Consider the following 17,050-nt stretch of genomic DNA (forward strand, 5'->3'; position numbering starts at 1 on the left):
TCAGAAGGTGTAGCGGAACGACTGCACGTAGCCGCGGCCCGAGACCGGCTTGCCTGCGCCCTCGGTGGTCAGCGGGGCGACGACGTCGTAACGATTGTCACGCCGGTCCTCGACGGCGGTGTCCACTCGCACCTCATACCCCGCGTCGAACAGCTCATCGGCAAGATCCAGGGTGATGGTCAGGGAGCGTCCGCTGCCGACGCTGGCACCGCTCAGTCCGTCATATTCACTCCTGCGCTGGCCGCTGCCTCGCGCCCAGCCACGCAGGTGCTTGTAGTATTTCGACTTCTCGCCGGCGATCCAGAGCGTTCCTGCGTATTGGCCGTTAGCATCGGTGAGATAGAGCGCCATATAGGCGCCATCGCCGCCGTAGTCTTTCAGCTCGGTCGTGAAGGTCACTTCGCGTGCCTGGGCTAGGGCCGGCAACGTAATGGCGGCGGCAAGGCCGAGGGCCAGAGCAAGGTTGAGTCTTTTCATCGTCTGTTCTCCGTGACATGTCGATACGAGCAACCTAGCGTCGGTCGCTGACAGCCGCCTGAAGCGAGAGGCAACATTCGCTGTTCGGACTGATGTTGGATAGGGTGCTGAGGCGCCCCGCGGAAACGTGCAAGGCGATTAAGCGCCGCTGTGGAGTGACGAATTCACTGGATGCGAACGGATGGGCGGCCACTGATGATGCTGCTGTTGGGAGCGGAACGGGTATCAGAGCGCTGACGGGTATTCTCTCCGTCGTCATCATCATCGTCATCGTCATCGTCGTCTTCGTCGTCTTCGGATTCGATTTCCAGCTCGCGCAAGCGCAGCGATGCCGGGGCATACTCCGCCTCGACCTTGTTGCCATCCTGATCGAGGCCCTTTACCTCGTAGCAGCCGTCATCGATCTTGATACGACGTACCTCCCAGCCTTCGGCCTCGAGCTTCTGGCGCAGGACTTCACGAGGCTGCCAGTCGGAGACCGGATCACGACAATCGTCATCGGCGAAGGTCATTGTGCTCGCCAGGGTGGCGGCCAGCGTGGTAGTGACAAGCAGTGGCGTTTTCATGGGTTTCTCCAGCTGATGTGTACGTTGTCACTGTAGCCGGATCACCTGACAGGAAACTGAAGTGGACACGACTGGTTCGACATAGGAGGCGGTTCGGTCCCGTTCAGGTTGCCGTCAGGCAGATCCGTTAGGCTCAGGATGTCTGTGGCGCCAGGAGAAAATGGGATATGCGCATATTGCTGATTGAGGATGCTCCCTCCCTGGGCGAGGCGGTGCATGATCAGGTCACCGAGGATGGCCATGCGGTGGACTGGATGCAGTGCCTCAAGCATGCTGAAGCGAGCGTCGCGACGACCACCTACGACCTGATTCTGCTCGATCTGATGCTGCCCGACGGCCGGGGGCTCGAATTTCTAAGGCGCCGACGCAAGGCAGGCGATACCACACCGGTGATTATCTTGACCGCGCGCGATCAGATATCCGACCGTATCGAAGGGCTGAATGCCGGCGCGGACGACTACCTGGTCAAGCCCTTCGACCTGGCGGAGCTCTCGGCGCGTATCGCCGCTGTGGCACGGCGTTACAGTGGCAATCCCAATCCGCTGATCCGTGTGGGTGATCTGGAGATCGATCTGGTTGATCACTCGCTGCGCCGGGCGGGGCAGAGCGTCGAGTTGACGGCCCGGGAATGGGCGCTGCTCGAGGCACTCGTGCAACATCCCGGAGCGCTGTTGTCCCGGGCTCAACTCGAGGATCATCTGTATGCTTTCGGCGCGGAGATTGAAAGCAACACCGTAGAGGTGCATATCAGCCGCATGCGCAAGAAGCTGGGACATGCCAGCATCGAGACCGTGCGTGGCATGGGCTATCGGCTGGGGCAGAGATGAGCAGGCCGGTTAGCCTGCAGCGTCGCCTCGGCCTCGGCTTGACCCTGGGGGTGACGCTACTCTGGCTGATCGCCACCACGGTCACGGCGCTGATCGTCGAACATACCATCGACAGGACCCTTGATAGTTCCCTGGAGGAGACCGCGCAACGCATCCTGTCCCTGGCCGTCGTCGAGATCTATAACCGTGAAGATGCCGGCCTGCTCCAGCAGGTGGCCGCCCTGCGCCCTCACGAGGAGTACATCACCTACCTGGTTCGGAGAATGGATGGCACGCCGTTGCTCGCCTCGCATGATATCGAGCTGTCCACTTTTCCGGAGACGCCTCAGGCGGGGCTGCGCAGTACGGCGACGCATCGGCTCTACGGTACCACCGCGGTCAGTGATACCCTTTTCATCGAGGTCGCCGAGCCGCTTGCCTCTCGACGCCAGGCAAAATGGCAAGCGATCATGATGCTGCTCTTGCCGTTGATGGGTCTGATACCCCTGAGCCTTATTGGCATCTGGTGGTTCGTGCGTCATAGCTTGAGTGGAGTGAGAGCGTATCGGCATGCGCTCGAGGCTCGTGGGGCAGGGGATCTGTCGCGGGTGGAGGACAGGCGCCTGCCGGCGGAACTCGTGCCCATCGCCGAGGCGGTGAACCATCTGCTGGAGCGATTGCGCCGCGCGCTGGAGTCTGAACGCAGCTTCACGGCCAACAGCGCCCATGAGCTGCGCACACCCCTGGCGGCGACCCTGGCTCAGGTGCAGCGTCTGCGCCACGAAGCGCCGCCGGGGCGGCTGCAGGACAGGGCGGCCCGCATCGAGGCATCGCTGCACGAGCTTTCGCGGCTATCAGAGAAGCTGATGCAGCTGGCCAAGGCGGAGAGCAGTGGCCTCCTGGCCGAAACACCCCAAGACGTCAGGCCAATCATCGCTCACGTCGTCGACGACTTTCGCCGTATTCCCGCGGTACGCCTCGAACTTTCGCTGCCCAAGGAAGCGCGAATCTTGTCATCGATCGATCCAGATGCCCTGGCGATTCTACTGCGTAACCTGATCGAAAATGCCCTGAAGCATGGGCAGGACGATCAGCCCGTCGAGGTCGCCCTGTCGAGCGAAGGCGTGTTGCGGGTGGTCAACGCGGGGCCGGTGATTCCGGCAGAGGTTCTCGCTCGGCTGACGGATCGCTTCTCCCGGGGCAATACCCGGGCCGGTGGCTCCGGCTTGGGTCTCGCTATCGCCCAGGCGATCGCCGAGGGAGCTGGTGTCACCTTGACGCTCCTCGCCCCTGCGTCAGGACGAAAGGATGGTTTCGAGGCGAGTCTGCGGTTACCGCCGTGAGCCTTGGCAAGTGTCAAAGGTATACTGATGGAAACCAGCAAAGGACCCGACACCTAGTCATCATCCGCGATGTCTTTCTCAAGGGTGGCAGTATGGACCTGCTATGGTCGCATCCTGGCTCAAGGAGCGCTCGGCGCGCTGGCAGTGCCCTGTATGTTTGCAAGCGTATAGCTTGATAAGCGGTCGCGATTCCATCCGGTAGATATTGCGCATGGCGCGAGTCGAAAAAAATGCCTCGATTTTTGGGTTCTTTCAGCGCCGTGTAAGCCTGCCTCGCCAGACTGTTGATGAGCCGGGTGGAACCCTCCGCTCGGCAGTCAAACTTCCTCGATCGATGAGGAAGGAGGATAATATCATGAACCGTCTTCATATCATTAGCCTCGTTATCAGTGCGATATTCCTGGCTGGCGTTGCCGTCCCCGCGGTAGCAGCAAAGCCGGCGTCCTCGGAGACCACGCCCCGAATACCGCAGGTCGCCTTCATGGAGCATCACGACAAGCTGCAGGAGTGGTCCAAAGGATTGGGCGTCACGCTGCCCTTGGCTGATGCGCCAACGCCTGTCGTAAAGACCACGTCGTATTCCCCTGAGCCCATGCCCCGGCTACCGCAGAGCGCTGTCACGGAGCACCGCGACAAGCTGCGGGAGTGGTCGCGGGGGCTCGGTGTCACCCTGCATGATCTCTGATCACGGCTGGTTCAAGTGTGGATAAGCATGGTGAGGCCAAGCGCTGAATGCACCGCTGACCGTCAGCCGTTAGGACGCATCACCCCGGGTCACGAGAGTGGCCCGGGGCGTTGCCGCTCAATGAGTTGTTGCTCGATGCTCAGTGGACACTGGCATTACCTGCCACCACGTTGTGCACCTCCTCAAGGTAGTGCACGTAGTCCACGTAATGTTCGACGAACTCTCGGCCCTTGTCCGGGCTGTCGCTCGCTTGTTGTTTGGCCTCCAGGGTAGCCTCGAAGCGCGAACGGGCCTGCTGCTCGAACTGCTCGACCACCTGTGCCAGGAAAGGGTCGATCTCACCCTCCTCCAGTGCGCGGTCCGCAGCCTGGATGGCCGGATCGATCTCGCCGGCCGGCTTGATGCCGGTGAAGGGGGCACCCTCATAGGCACGGTGAATCTCCACCAGCGTGGCAAAGAACTGCTGGTCGGCCAGTTCCTGGGCGTCGTCGCTGAGCTTCCTGACCGCCAGTGTCTTGTCGAAGCTCTCTGCTAGTGCGGTTTCATCCTTGGCCGGTACCCACTTGAGCAGAGGGCTGATATCGCCCGAGTCGAGCGCCTTTTGCGCTTCAGTGATCACCGGACCGTCCATGGCATCGCAGTGGGCGAGCGCCGGCGTCGCCATTGATAGGGCCAGGGCGGAAGTGGTAGCGATGGCTAGAAGGTGCTTACGAAGTGGCAGTGTCATGGTGTCTTGCTCCAAAGTCATGGATGGGCCAGTCGAGTTGCTGATCGACTGTGCCTCCATGCTAGGGAGTCGAGACGTCGGGGTCGTTCGAAAGCCTGAGGTCGAACTTCATTGGAAATCCTTTTAAATCAGTGTCCTGATGGTTCTTTATTCGGGGTTCGGAAAGTCGAACACCGAAGGGCAGGGTGATAAACGTGGCGACCGGCTATGAGCGGGCGCGATAGGCGCTAGGGGTCATGCCGGTGGCTTTCTTGAAGGCCGTGTTGAACACCGACTTGGAGTTGAAGCCCGAGTCGTACATCACCTGCAGAATGGTGGTGCCGGCATCAGCCGCCTGCAGTCGCCGGCGAGCCTCGGCGATACGGTAGTCGCTGATGAACTCGAAGAAATTCTTCTCAAGCCCCTGATTGATGGTGCGTGACAGTTCGCGTGCAGGCACACCGAGCTGACGTGCCAGCTGTTCCACGGAAAGGTTGGCATCCAGGTAGGGCCTGGCCTCTAGCATATGGGCCTCGAGGCGGTGGAGCAGTGCGCTTGCGATGCCATCGATGGTCTCTGCCGGGTCGTCATCACTCTGGGCCAGTCGCATTTCCTCGGCGCTCAGCCCCGAGAAGATGATGGGCTGGCGCAGGGCGTGAATGATCAGGTAGTTGATGAACAGAAAGCCGGTCACCGCACCAATGGCAGAAACCCATTGCGCGCTGGCGCTGCTCTTGAAGACATGGGCGGAGAGACAATAGAGCAGGCTGACGGTCCAGACACAGGCGTAACCGATCAGCAGCGTGCGCAGCCAGGCCAGCTGCTTGTTCTCAGTATTGGAGAAGAGCTGTCGTATCGTGGTGCCGAAGCAGCTGAGTTGACGGATAGTGGCACAGAGGTAGCCGAGAACGACCAGATGAATGGCCGCGGCCAACAGGGGAGAAGTGAGCACGCCCGGATGGTCGCGGCTCATCAGGATCTGACGCTTCACCTCGTCGGGCTGCAGGTAGTACTCCACCACGAAGATGGCTGAGACCACCCAGAACAGTAGGCTATGGATGGCATGTCCTGGAACGAGCCGGAAGTCGCGATACATCAACGACTTCGCATAGAGATAGAGCAGGCTCGCCTGGAGCAGGCCGATCAGGGTGCCCACATAGGCCAGGTTTGGATGCTCAAGGGCTAACCCAGTGGAATAGAGGAAGACCTCGCCGAGGCCCGCTGCAAAGGTGAGAACGCTGGCTGCCAGCAGGCGGTTGCTGACCAGGCGGAAGGTCTCTGGCAGCAGCAGGAAGGCGGCCAGGGCCAGCGATTGCAGGATGCTGGTGACAAGCAGAATATCGGCCAGCGTCAGATACATGGTTGAGGCCTATCCTTGGTCTGCCGGCTCAGCCACGCAGTTCGACGCGCTCGAAGTGGCGCCTGAGCCGTTTGACCAGTGTCTCAAGCGCCTCCCGGGGCGGGGCGCTGGCCACCGGCAGGCAGTAGTCGGGGTCGCGGCAGCGCTCCACGCGGGCCACCTGCAGGGCATAGCGACGCACGCCGCAGTCGGCCAGCGTCATGGCCAGGCGCTCCAGGTCCTCCAGGGCGAAGTCCCGCCAGTGTACCGTGGTGCGACACTCGAAGGGGGTGTCGCCCTCCAGCAGCAGCGAGAGGCTGCGGGCATGCTGCTGCCAGATGCCGCGGCGACCGCAGACCCGGTCGAAGTCCCGCCCGCGCCCCTTGACGTCCAGGGCCACCCAGTCGAGCCGCGGCAGCAGGGTGGCCAGGCGCTCCGGGTAGGGGCCGGCGGTGTGTAGCCCCACGGCCAGCCCCATCTCGCGCACCTGCGCGAGGGCGTGGGGGAGGTCGGCATGCAGGGTGGGTTCGCCGCCGCTGAACACCACGGCGTCGAGCTCGTCGGGCCGGGCCTCCAGGAAGGCGCGCATCGCCTCCCACTCGCCGGGCTCGCCACGACGGGGACTGGCCATCTCGCTCACCTCGCAGTAGCCGCACTGCAGGGGGCAGCCCTGGAGATGGATCACGGCGGCGCGCCGGCCAGGGAAGTCCACCGTGCTCGATGCGGTCAGGCTCGCCACCGGCAGGTGGATGTCGCCGGTGCCGGGCCGACGCCGGCCCGCCTCGATCATGGCGTGGCCCCCCCACGGGTGTTGTCCATCCCGGGTCGGCCATACCAGTAGCCGTCGCAGACCTCAGCGTCTACCAGCGTCAGCGGGTCGGGGGCGGGAAGCGCACCGCGCCGGGCCGCATCGAAGGCCGCGACCACCTCGCCCATGCCCTCGGCGCGCGGACTCAGCCGCGCGCTCGCCACGCCCATCTCGGCCATGTCGCCCACCTCGTGGCGCAGGTCCTGGCAGGCGCCGGAGAGGGTCTGGATTCCGTTGAGGGTGAATACCTCCCTCGACTCCTGGGAGCGCAGCGCCAGGCCCTCAGGGTGCTTCTGGCAGACGAACTGGCAGCGGTCCTTGGGCGTCTGGTAGCGCCGCGCGGTGAAACAGCGCGACGACCAGGCCAGCGGTAGATGGCCGTAGGCGAACACCTCGCAGGGCGCCTCGAGGCCCTGCTCGCGGCAGTCGGCCAGCAGCCGCGCGAGGTCACTCCGCGACATCTCCACCGGGGCCTGCCAGCCCTGCATGCCGGCGCGGGCCAGCACCGCCAGGGTCGCGGGGTTGTAGAGGTTCAGCGCCGCGCCGGCGACGAAGGGCAGGCCTGCCGCCGAGAGGCGCTGCACCGCACTCTGGTCGTTGGCCTCGACCAGGAACTCGCCGTTGTCGCACAGCTTGCGCAGGTCGCGAAGGTCGGCCTCGGACTCGATCAGGGTCTGGCTGGCCAGCACGACCTGCTTGCCGCTCTGGGCCAGCTCGCGGCCTAGCCCCAACCAGTCATCGAGCTTCATGTCGCGACGCCGGGAGCAGACCGTCTCGCCCAGGGTGACGATCTCCACCGGCCAGTCGGCGGCCTCGCGATAGAAGTCGGCGTAGTGCTTGCGGGTCCAGTAGAAGAGCACCGGGCCGAGCGACAGCTGGAGGGTGGGGGTAGCGGACATGGGCTCTCTCCTATTTCCAGCGGCGCTCGTAGGCGCCCAGGGTGGTGGTGCTGCCTTCGGAGACCTCGCCGAGGCCGGTCATCCAGGCGGGCTCGACGTGGAAGTGCTTGGGGGCTCGATCGACACGATCCAGTGCCTGGCGCCAGATGCCGGCGACCTTTGATACATAGGCCGGGCTGCGCTGGCGGCCCTCGATCTTCACCGCCGCGATGCCGAGCTCCTGGAGCTCCGGGAGCAGTTCCAGGGTGTTGAGGCTGGTGGGCTCCTCGATGGCATGGTAGGTCTCGCCTCCCACCTCGAAGCGCCCTTTGCACAGGGTGGGGTAGCCGGCATTCTCGCCCTCCCCGTAGCGGTCGATCAGCACGCCGTTGAGGCGCGATTCCAGCCCTTCCCGGGTCTCCTCCCAGCGCACATGGGCCGCCGGGGAGCAGACCCCGCGGGTGTTGGGCGATTCGCCGGTGAGATACGATGAGAGATAGCAGCGCCCCTCGGCCATGATGCACAGGCTGCCGAAGGCGAATACCTCCAGTTCCACCGGCGACTGCTTGGCCAGGTCGCGCACCTGGGTGATGGAGAGCACGCGGGGCAGCACCGCGCGCCGGATGCCGAACTGCTCGTGGTAGAAGCGCAGCGCCTCATGGCTGGTGGCCGAGCCCTGCACCGAGAGGTGGCGGGCAAGGTTCGGGTGGCGGCGGGCGGCGTAGTCGAGCAGCCCCATGTCGGCCATGATCAGCGCATCGACGCCCAGCTCGGCGGCCTGGTCCACGGCGCGGGTCCACATCGCCCAGCCATCCGGCTGCGGGTAGGTGTTGATGGCGCAGAACACCCGCTTGCCGCGAGCGTGGGCGTAGTCGATGCCCTCCCGGGCGCGCTTGTCGGTGAAGTTGAGGCCTGCGAACTGGCGAGCGTTGGTGGTGTTCTGGAAGCCGAAGTAGACGGCATCGGCGCCCTCGTCCACGGCGCGCTTCAGGGCGGGCAGGTTGCCGGCGGGGCAGACGAGCTCCATGGCGAGACTCCTCTCGATGAAAACCCGACCATGTTAGTCGACTATCCCTGTTAGACCCTTGACTGGCGTCATGGCGAGAGAGTATTCACGTGGGCGTGATGCAGATCATACCGGGATGATGAAGGAGAGACCCGACGAAGCCTTGCACAGGCGTCTGGCCTAGTCTTGAGTCAGGCATGCTCACCAGGCGGGGAGAGTCATGGACATTGAACGCCTGTTCGATGAGAGCTACGTGCGGGTCCTGAGCCGGGAAGTCGAAGGGCAGGCGTTCTTCGCGGCCTTCTATGAGCGCTTTGTCGCCGCCTCTCCGGAGGTGAAGGAGAAGTTTCGTCATACCGACATGGCGCGCCAGCGGGCCATGCTAAAGAAGGCCTTCTATCACTTGCTGGCGTTCTACGCGTCGAGTCATGCCGACTACTACCTGCAGCAGGTGGCGGTCAGCCACGATCGTGCCCATCTCGATATCCCCCCTGCGCTCTATGACCTCTGGCTCGAGACCCTGGTCGACACGGTGCGCGACTTCGACGAGCAGTTCGATGACGACGTCGAGCTGGCCTGGCGGCTGGTGATGACGCCGGGCATCGTCTTCATGACCTTCCATTACGATCGGGGAATCCGTTTCGACTAGCCCAGTGCAAAGAGCCCCCAGGGGCGGATGTCCATGGGGGCGATGCCGGGGCTCCTGTTGCATGTCGGGTCAAGAGGCGGGCGCCGGCGTGGCGTCGCAGAGCGGGCAGAAGTCGGCCTGCTCACTGTGGCCCAGACGCAGCCCGGTGTGGTGATCGGCGATCTGCCGGTAGAGCCTCTGGAAAGCTGGGCTGCCTTCGGCGGGGATCAAAAGCGGGATACGGGGCGACATCTCATCCAGCTCGGCGGCCGGGACACAGCGCTCGATGAGCGGATAGACGTGGCGGTTCTCGCTGTACAGGTGATGGTGATAGAGCTCGCTGAAGGCGCGAGCCAGGTTGAGCCGGCCGGGGTCGAGCTCATCCTCCGGCATGTCATCCGCCTGGCGGCGGAAGGTCGCCTCGAGCTCGTTTCCATCGCGGGTGATCCGCCGGTGCTCCTCACTGAGCACCGCCAGCAGCTCGGCGCTTTGTGCATGGCAGCCGGCCAGGCGGGCGAAGAGGGCGTCCTCCACCGGGTGGTGCCACTCTTCGGGCTGGTGGGTCAGGTAGTGGCATAGATTGGCCAGCAGTCGATAGTCGGGGACCTCTTCGCAAGCGGCGATATGCAGCTGGCGGTCGAGGATGCACAGCAGTGCCTCGTAGCGATGGTGGTCGGCATGCAGGCGTTCGAGAACGATGGCTTTCATGGTGGCCTCCTTGACGCACCGCCACCCGGCGGTGCGTCGCGGCTGGGCGCCGCCCGGGTTCAGCCGGCGCGTTCGAAGAGCAGGTTGTTCTCCAGGTGGATGTGCTGCATCAGGTCGTCACGAAACTCACGCAGTCCGGTGTAGAGCGCACGCCAGGTGGTGCAGGCGCCCTTGGGCGGGGTGATGTCGTCGGTCAGCGCCGCCAGCTGCTCGAGGTGTTCGCCGTGGTCGTCGTGCTCGTGGCGCATCACCGCGATGGGCCCCTGGGCCTGGGCGCCCATGCCCCGGCGAAGCATCGGGAAGAGGATCTGCTCCTCCTTCTGCATGTGGCTCTCCATCTCCTGATAGAGCGCGGTGAGCAGGTCGGCCAGTCCGTTGGGGCAGGTGTCACGCTCGCCGTGGACCTGCTCGACGCGACGCGCCATGCGCACCAGTTCGGGCAGCTGCTGGCGATGGACGTCGTGGTAGCGGGTCAGGATATGGTCGATCAGCTCGTCGTTGCTGGCCGACGGCCAGTCGCGCTGGTCGCTTTCACCGGCCGGCAGCGCCTCGAGCGCGTTCACCAGCGTCTCTGGCGCCAGGCCGATGCGCTCGGCGGCCTCGCGCAGGCTGATGCGGCCGCCGCAGCAGAAGTCGATATTGTGGTCGCGGAACACCCGGGTGGCGCCGGGCAGGGTCAGGGCGGTGCGGCCGACGGGCTGTTCGATCAGGCTCATGGCAGGAGCTCCTTGGTCAGGTAGGTGACGGCCTACATGAAGCAAGCGGCGTGCCAGTTTTCAACGGCCTGTTTTATAGGGCGCCGAGACCAGAGTGGTGAAAAGTACCCGGCTCGATTAGGGTAGATAGAACCCTTCAAGGTTAATATCACCATGCTTGACGAGACCCTGTTGGCGGACCTGGTCGCCGACCTGCCCAGCGCGGTGCGCCTGCAGCGCCTGGTGCGGACCCTGCGCGAGGGCTTTCGCTGCGGCGCCGTCTGCCTGCTGCGTCTGGAGGAGGGCACCCTGGTGCCGCTGGCCGTGGACGGCCTGGTCCGTGAAGCGCTGGGACGGCGCTTCGAGGTGGCCCAGCATCCACGCCTCGCCACCATTCTCGCCAGTCGGCGCACTACCCTGTTTCCGCCCGATGCCAGCCTGCCCGACCCCTATGATGGCCTGGTGGAGCAGCAGCCCGGTCAGCCGCTGCATGTCCACGACTGCATGGGCATCAGCCTGCATGTGGAGGGCGAGCCCTGGGGGGCGCTCACCCTGGATGCCCTGGAGGCGGGGACCTTCGATGCCGAAGACCGGGCTGCCCTGGAGCGCTATGCGCTGCTGGTCGAGGCGTCAGTTCGGGTCAGCCGCCTTGAGCGCGACCTGCGCGCCCTGCGCATGGCCCAGCAGGAGAGCGGCCTGCCGCTGGCGGCGCCCGAGGTGCGCGATATCCTCGGTCACAGCGCGGAACTGCAGCGGCTGCTGCGCGAGCTCGATGTGGTGGCGGGGGTAGACCTGCCGGTGCTGCTCAGCGGCGAGACCGGGGTGGGCAAGGAGCTCTTCGCCCGCCGCCTCCACCGTCGCTCTGCTCGCCACGCTGCGCCGCTGGTGCAGGTCAACTGCGCTGCCCTGCCCGAGTCGTTGGCCGAGAGCGAGCTGTTCGGCCATGTGAAGGGGGCCTTCTCCGGCGCCACCGCCGAGCGGGCCGGGCGCTTCGAGGCCGCCGACGGCGGCACCCTGCTGCTCGATGAGGTGGGTGAGCTGTCGCTGCCGGTCCAGGCCAAGCTGCTGCGCGCCCTGCAGGAGGGCGAGGTACAGCGCCTGGGCGAGGATCTTCCGCGGCGCGTCGACGTGCGCATCATCGCCGCCACCAACCGACAGCTGGCCGAGGCGGTGCGCGAGGGCAGCTTTCGCGCCGACCTCTACCACCGCCTGTCGGTCTATCCGGTGGCGATACCGCCGCTGCGCGAGCGGGGCAGCGACGTGCTGGTGCTGGCCGGCCACTTCCTGGAGATCAACCGCACCCGACTCGGGGTGCGCAGTCTGCGCCTCTCGCCGGATGCCGAGGAGATGCTGCTGGCCTATGCCTGGCCGGGCAACGTGCGCGAGCTGGAGCATGTGATCAGCCGTGCGGCGATCAAGGCCCTGAGCCGCGGCGCGCGGCGCGACGAGATCATCACCCTGGAACCGGCCTGGCTCGACCTGCCTGTTCCCGAGGGGGGAGCCGCCAGCGTGCTGGAAACATCAGAAAGCGCCAGCCAGATCGGCGTATCCAGCCTGCGCGAGCGTGTGGAGCGGGCCCAGCGGCAGGCGATCCGCGAGGCTCTGGCCGCCTGCGACGGCCGCTGGGCGGCGGCGGCTCGACGCCTGGAGCTGGACCCCAGCAACCTGCACAAGCTGGCCAGGCGGCTGGGACTGAAGTAAGTCTCACTCTGAGTCAGTTTGAAAAGCCCAGAGTAATGACTTTCAGCATGTATTATTAAAACGACTATTAATCAAGTTTGCCAAGGCTACCGATAGGTTGGACTGGACCCATGTACACGATACGGCGGCCGGCATCGTCAAGTTGGAGTTATTCCCTGAATCCGTGATCCCGAAGCCCAAGTCTTCCCTATCTCGCCTCCCGAGCAATTTTTGATCACCGGCATCCCCTTTCTCGGTCCTGGTGATGACTGACCAGGGCGATATCGGCCTCCTTGCCCCCTGTTGACGGCCTGTTTCACCACCCTTTCACCGCCATTTGCGACAGCCAGGCACTCCTTGCGAGGTGGGGAAGCGAGCGTCGAGGCTGTCGATACCGGCCATCTCGACGCACTGGCCGATGATCGAGAGGCCGGCATGGCTGGTGAGGGTACGACCACTGGCGCGGAACTGGATGTTGGGCATGGTACGCTACGGGTGAAGGGCTGATTCGACTATATTATCATGCAGGTCAGCGGGTTAGGAGCGTTTTGGGTGCCGGGTTCACGGATTCAGGGTATTGGCCAAGCGCCACGCCATCAACCGAGCAGCGCGCGAGGCCAACCCCGCCCGTTGGAGCGGCAAGACCCGCAACTGGGCGCCCATCGGCAGCGTCTCCCTGAACCCGGAGCGGGAGCTCCAAGTCACCGTCGCCGAACCGGAAAACGGACGGCCTAAATGACCTTAGAGACGACAGATTCCTTGACAACTACCGTAGCCATGGATCACTTGCGCTTCCGTCACGGGCCCGGTGACAACGGTCTGTTCGAGCAGCCGACGAAAGACGAGGCCACGGCTGGCCGAGGGGTAGCGGTTGAACCGGGAAAGTGAATTCCTCCAGGTATGCCTGTAAGTCCGATCGGCGCGGTGTCATCGAATGAAGAATCGACCACTACATATTGTAGGAGGAGGAGCAAACCGACCACCCCACTTCCTGAATTACTCGAATGATATTGTAAACTATAGTTCTATAAAAAAATTTGGTTGGAAATGAGGTGGGTCAAACTCATCTGGGTATCCAGAAGGGTTTGAGATTACACGAGTGCCATTGCATTCTATGTCCGTTGGCTCATGGACATGGCCATGTATCCACACGTCCATAGTTCCCATTAGGTGCTGAAGGTTTGACGCAAATGCCGGTGACACCGGGTCTCCTCGGTATTGCGGTGGAATGCATTCTGGCAAGGGGGCATGATGGCTGATTACCACAGTGGGGCCAGAAAATTCGTTGTCCAGCTCATTTTTCAACCAATGATACGCCTTTGTATGTAGTTCCTGACTTGAGAATGGAGTCAACTTTACGCCAGGTTCTGTCTCGATGATGTGGAAGTCTGGCATTACCTTCATGCTTCGTTCAATGGTTTCGTTGAAATCATATCCTTCGTCGTCAGAATAGAGAGAGAAGTCTGTCCAAAGCGTTGTTCCCAAGAAGCGTACCCCTCCTAGAACGACTGAATTATTATCCAAAAGGTGGATGTTATTATCGGTTGCCTGTTTTTTTAGATCGGCGCGCATTTCGGGCATGCAGGTTCTGTAATATTCATGGTTCCCTGCAATATAAATGATTTGGTTTTTTTGAAGTTTTTTGATGCCCATTTTATTCCTCGCGTATTTCTGCTGATATCGCCAGCAAGAATTATAGTGTCCCCTTCATTAGCGGGGATGCTGAGTGTATCCAGTTTGTGTTCGAGATGAAGATCTGAGAATATTCTGATTTTCATTTATTACTCCCACTTAATTGAATAGTGGAAAGTTTGGTGTAGCGCTAAGGGACTTCATTCATTTCCGAGTTTCCGGTAACTCGGCACCGCGGTAAAGTCCTGTTAGGCTCTGACTATTCGATTTGCTCTAGCGCCTTAATTGAATGAGCAAAAGCGGCGCCGGCCCGCATCTCGGCAGCCACCCAGATCGCTTCCATGATCTGTTCGCCTGTCGCGCCTGCTCGGCGTGCTGCCTTGACATGGCCTTCTATGCACCAGGGGCACTGAGTGACATGAGCGACCGCAACCGCAATCAGTTGTTTGGTGGTCCCATCGAGTGCGCCATCGGCGAATACGGCCTCGCTGAACTGTTGAAAGGCATCGTCGGGCAAGGGCGCCAGTCTGTGGCGTTTTTCGGCGTGGGAGCGAGTGGCTTTGGGCATGGAGATATTAGTCATGAACAAGACCTCGTGGTTGTCAGTGAGTGTTGTGATGAAACTGATGATCAGCAGTTTTAGCTAAACGGTTTCTGTCAACGTAGATGACTCACCAAACGTTGTCAGCGCTGGCATGAAGTCTCACTCCAGCATGCAGTCCAACTGGTGTGTCGGTTGCCGAGTTCCTGATCCGTAAGTCTTTCCGAGAAAATCTTTTGAAATCAGTAATATATCCTAATTCTTGCTTCACCCAAAATATCATTTGATTGCAGGTAATTCATTGATAATTATGGATTTATTATGAGGGTCTCACGGATTCAGAGAGTTTTCCGCTTCGAATGCGCAGGCTATTGACGAGCACGCATAGGCTGCTGAGGGTCATCGCCAGGGCGGCGACCACGGGGGCCACCCAGCCGGCGATGGCCAACGGGATGGCTATCGTGTTGTAGCCGATGGCCCAACACAGATTGTGTTTCATCAGTCGACGTGCCTGCTTGGCCATCTGCAGGGTCTGCGGAATGCGTGCCAGCCCATCCGGCAGGTAGACGGCACCGGCCTGGCTGGCCGCCGAGGTTGCATGGCCGACGGCGATGCCGAGGCGGGCACGGGCCAGCGCCAGCCCATCATTCAGGCCATCGCCGACGAAGGCGACGACATGATGGCGCTCGAGTGCTTCAACAAATCGCGATTTCTCCTCCGGGGAGCGACTCGCCAGGGCGCGGGCATAGGAAATACCCAGCGTCTCGGCGACCTCCTGGCAGGCGTGTGGCGTATCCCCACTGAGCAGGTAGAGGGAGTAGCCGGATTGCTGCAGCCGACGCACCGTGGAGAGTGCTTCCGGTCGGAGCGTCTCACGGAATAGGAGTCGGCCGGCGTATCGGCCGTTTCTTGCCACATGGAGCTCCATGCCAGTCTCGTCGCAGACGGGTACCGCAATGCCTTGTTCGATGAGCCAGGTCCGGCGTCCGGCGACGATGCGATCAATGCCATGCGTCCAGCACACCCCTTGTCCGGGATGGTTGTCGCGCTGCCCTTGATTCGCCTGGGAGGAGGGTGCGGCGGCAGTCGCGAGGCCTTCGGCGATCGGGTGTGGGACGCCGTGCATAACATCGGCCGCCAGCTGTAGCAGCTCGTTGCGCCTCACGCCCTCGACTGGCGCCGTGGCCGACAGATGAGGGGTGCCGGTGGTCAGCGTGCCGGTCTTGTCGAAGACGATCACGCTGACCGAAGCGGCGCCTTCCAGGGCAGCTGGGTCGCGGAACAGAATGCCCAGCGCCACCATACGTGCATGGCCTAGTACCACCACCAGTGGAATCGCCAGGCTCAGCGCACAGGGACAGGCGATTATCAGCACTGCCAGTCCGTGGAGCAGAATCTCATCGGTCGGCAGACTCTGCGCCATCCCCAACAGCATGGTGAAGCCCGATGCCACCATGATCAGTGGTAGCAGCAGCCGGGCGAGACGGTCGGCGAAGCGTTGCATGGTGGTCTTGTGGCTGAGCAGAGCACGCACCGATCGGGCGATACCATCGATGCGCCTCTCGCCGACGCCGGCGGTGACGCTAAGCTCCAGCTTGCCGACAACGAGGCGACAGCCGGCCTCAAGAGCTTCCCCCCGGGCCACGCGCCGCGAAACGTGCTCCCCGGTGAGGATTGACATGTCCACATCGCCGTTCCCATCAATCACGTATCCGTCCAGAGCCAGCGGCTCGCCGTCCTCGAGGCGAATGTGCTCTCCCGCAGTTACCTCTTTAGCGGCTACCTCCTGCCATTCATCGTCCCGCCAGACCTGCACTTGATCGGGGGTGTACGTCAGGTAGCCGCGAATGATGTCCGAGGCTCGCCGTCTCACGCCGCTGTCGATCAGGCGGGCCACGAGTTGAAAGGTGATTAGCATCACCGCCGCATCAAAGTAGACCTCAGCAGATCCGTTGACCAGGTGCCACACCGAGACCAGGCAGGCCGCCATTACTGCCACGCTGATCAAGGTGTCAAGACTGGCCGCGCCGACGCGCAGGGTTCGCCACCCGACGCAATAGAAGTGCATCCCCGAGTAGAGCAGTACCGGTATGGCCAGCATGCCGCTGGCGATGCCCAGTGGCCAGGTAACGGCGGGCTCGACCACGCCCAACGGCGCCAGGTAGATCAGCAGTGCCGGCATCATGCTCCACATGCCGAAGAAGACCGCGACGGCGAAGCGCCACTGCAGGGGCTTGCGAATCCGGTCGACGTTTTCAGCCGCGTTGTCTGCGTCGTCGGGAGATCGCAAGCGGTAGCCAAGCCTCGACACGGCGTGCTGTAACTCAGCGTAGGGGGTACGAGTATCGTCCCAGCGCACTATGGCAGAGTCGGCGGCGAAGTTGACGGCGGCGCTGACGACGCCAGGCTGGCGGCGTAACTGAGCCTGCACCGCCGCCGCACAGCTGCTGCAGTGCAGGCCGTCCACCACGAACACTCGTTCCTCGACTTCGGGAGTATCACCGACGTCGTCGTGGCCGGCAGAGAGGCTGACAGTGTGCCGCACGGGTAGG

18 protein-coding genes are annotated in these 17,050 nt (G+C 62.8%); 5 read left to right on the forward strand and 13 right to left on the reverse strand.

Going from position 1 to position 17,050, the window contains the following annotated elements; translation table 11 throughout:
* A complete protein-coding gene (locus OP497_RS04780) occupies positions 1-477 on the reverse strand; it encodes a DUF2271 domain-containing protein (RefSeq protein WP_280546890.1) in 477 nt (158 codons plus the stop codon).
* 164 nt (positions 478-641) lie between these two features.
* A complete protein-coding gene (locus tag OP497_RS04785) occupies positions 642-1,043 on the reverse strand; it encodes a PepSY domain-containing protein (protein WP_280546891.1) in 402 nt (133 codons plus the stop codon).
* A gap of 167 nt (positions 1,044-1,210) precedes the next feature.
* Here OP497_RS04785 and OP497_RS04790 point away from each other — a divergent pair, with 167 nt between their 5' ends.
* From OP497_RS04790 to OP497_RS04800, 3 genes are all read left to right on the forward strand, one after another.
* Entirely contained in the window at positions 1,211-1,870 is a 660-nt protein-coding gene (locus OP497_RS04790; RefSeq protein ID WP_280546893.1) for a response regulator transcription factor, read from the forward strand.
* Positions 1,871-1,920: 50 nt separating this feature from the next.
* Positions 1,921-3,192, forward strand: coding sequence for a HAMP domain-containing sensor histidine kinase (locus tag OP497_RS04795; RefSeq protein ID WP_280546895.1), 1,272 nt, complete (start codon positions 1,921-1,923; stop codon positions 3,190-3,192).
* A gap of 355 nt (positions 3,193-3,547) precedes the next feature.
* Entirely contained in the window at positions 3,548-3,877 is a 330-nt protein-coding gene (locus OP497_RS04800) for a hypothetical protein (RefSeq protein WP_280546897.1), read from the forward strand.
* A 139-nt stretch (positions 3,878-4,016) separates the two neighbouring features.
* Here OP497_RS04800 and OP497_RS04805 read toward each other — a convergent pair whose 3' ends face one another.
* The 5 genes from OP497_RS04805 to OP497_RS04825 all read right to left on the reverse strand — a co-directional run bounded on the left by OP497_RS04805 (position 4,017) and on the right by OP497_RS04825 (position 8,635).
* Positions 4,017-4,604 carry a DUF6448 family protein gene (locus OP497_RS04805; RefSeq protein WP_280546899.1) on the reverse strand — a complete coding sequence of 196 codons (588 nt, stop codon included), beginning with the start codon at positions 4,602-4,604 and terminating at the stop codon, positions 4,017-4,019.
* Between the two features lie 205 nt (positions 4,605-4,809).
* A complete protein-coding gene (locus tag OP497_RS04810; RefSeq protein ID WP_280546900.1) occupies positions 4,810-5,943 on the reverse strand; it encodes a helix-turn-helix domain-containing protein in 1,134 nt (377 codons plus the stop codon).
* A gap of 28 nt (positions 5,944-5,971) precedes the next feature.
* On the reverse strand, positions 5,972-6,712 hold the full coding sequence (locus OP497_RS04815) for an anaerobic ribonucleoside-triphosphate reductase activating protein (RefSeq protein WP_280546901.1): 741 nt from the start codon (positions 6,710-6,712) through the stop codon (positions 5,972-5,974).
* A complete protein-coding gene (locus tag OP497_RS04820; RefSeq protein WP_280546903.1) occupies positions 6,709-7,629 on the reverse strand; it encodes a U32 family peptidase in 921 nt (306 codons plus the stop codon). The genes OP497_RS04815 and OP497_RS04820 overlap by 4 nt, the downstream gene beginning before the upstream one ends.
* Positions 7,630-7,639: 10 nt before the next feature.
* A complete protein-coding gene (locus tag OP497_RS04825; RefSeq protein WP_280546905.1) occupies positions 7,640-8,635 on the reverse strand; it encodes a peptidase U32 family protein in 996 nt (331 codons plus the stop codon).
* Between the two features lie 199 nt (positions 8,636-8,834).
* Here OP497_RS04825 and OP497_RS04830 point away from each other — a divergent pair, with 199 nt between their 5' ends.
* Positions 8,835-9,263 (forward strand): globin, encoded by a 429-nt coding sequence (locus OP497_RS04830; protein ID WP_280546907.1) that lies wholly within the window; start codon positions 8,835-8,837, stop codon positions 9,261-9,263.
* 69 nt (positions 9,264-9,332) lie between these two features.
* Here the strand turns inward: OP497_RS04830 and OP497_RS04835 are convergent, their stop codons facing one another.
* Positions 9,333-9,950, reverse strand: a complete 618-nt coding sequence (locus OP497_RS04835; RefSeq protein ID WP_280546908.1) for a hemerythrin domain-containing protein — start codon at positions 9,948-9,950, stop codon at positions 9,333-9,335.
* A 59-nt stretch (positions 9,951-10,009) separates the two neighbouring features.
* Positions 10,010-10,666 (reverse strand): iron-sulfur cluster repair protein YtfE, encoded by a 657-nt coding sequence (gene ytfE, locus OP497_RS04840; protein ID WP_280546909.1) that lies wholly within the window; start codon positions 10,664-10,666, stop codon positions 10,010-10,012.
* Positions 10,667-10,819: 153 nt separating this feature from the next.
* Between ytfE and norR the strand changes: the two genes are divergently transcribed.
* Positions 10,820-12,346, forward strand: a complete 1,527-nt coding sequence (gene norR / locus OP497_RS04845) for a nitric oxide reductase transcriptional regulator NorR (protein WP_280546910.1) — start codon at positions 10,820-10,822, stop codon at positions 12,344-12,346.
* A gap of 306 nt (positions 12,347-12,652) precedes the next feature.
* Here the strand turns inward: norR and OP497_RS04850 are convergent, their stop codons facing one another.
* The 4 genes from OP497_RS04850 to OP497_RS04865 all read right to left on the reverse strand — a co-directional run bounded on the left by OP497_RS04850 (position 12,653) and on the right by OP497_RS04865 (position 17,043).
* Positions 12,653-12,808, reverse strand: a complete 156-nt coding sequence (locus OP497_RS04850) for a hypothetical protein (RefSeq protein WP_280546912.1) — start codon at positions 12,806-12,808, stop codon at positions 12,653-12,655.
* 534 nt (positions 12,809-13,342) lie between these two features.
* Positions 13,343-13,978 (reverse strand): metallophosphoesterase, encoded by a 636-nt coding sequence (locus OP497_RS04855; protein ID WP_280546914.1) that lies wholly within the window; start codon positions 13,976-13,978, stop codon positions 13,343-13,345.
* A gap of 238 nt (positions 13,979-14,216) precedes the next feature.
* Complete coding sequence (locus tag OP497_RS04860) at positions 14,217-14,540, reverse strand: carboxymuconolactone decarboxylase family protein (protein WP_280546915.1); 324 nt, start codon at positions 14,538-14,540, stop codon at positions 14,217-14,219.
* Between the two features lie 277 nt (positions 14,541-14,817).
* Positions 14,818-17,043 carry a cation-translocating P-type ATPase gene (locus OP497_RS04865; protein WP_280546916.1) on the reverse strand — a complete coding sequence of 742 codons (2,226 nt, stop codon included), beginning with the start codon at positions 17,041-17,043 and terminating at the stop codon, positions 14,818-14,820.
* Positions 17,044-17,050 lie beyond the last annotated feature (7 nt).

It is taken from the genome of Halomonas sp. 11-S5, assembly GCF_029889825.1.
GTDB lineage: Bacteria > Pseudomonadota > Gammaproteobacteria > Pseudomonadales > Halomonadaceae > Halomonas.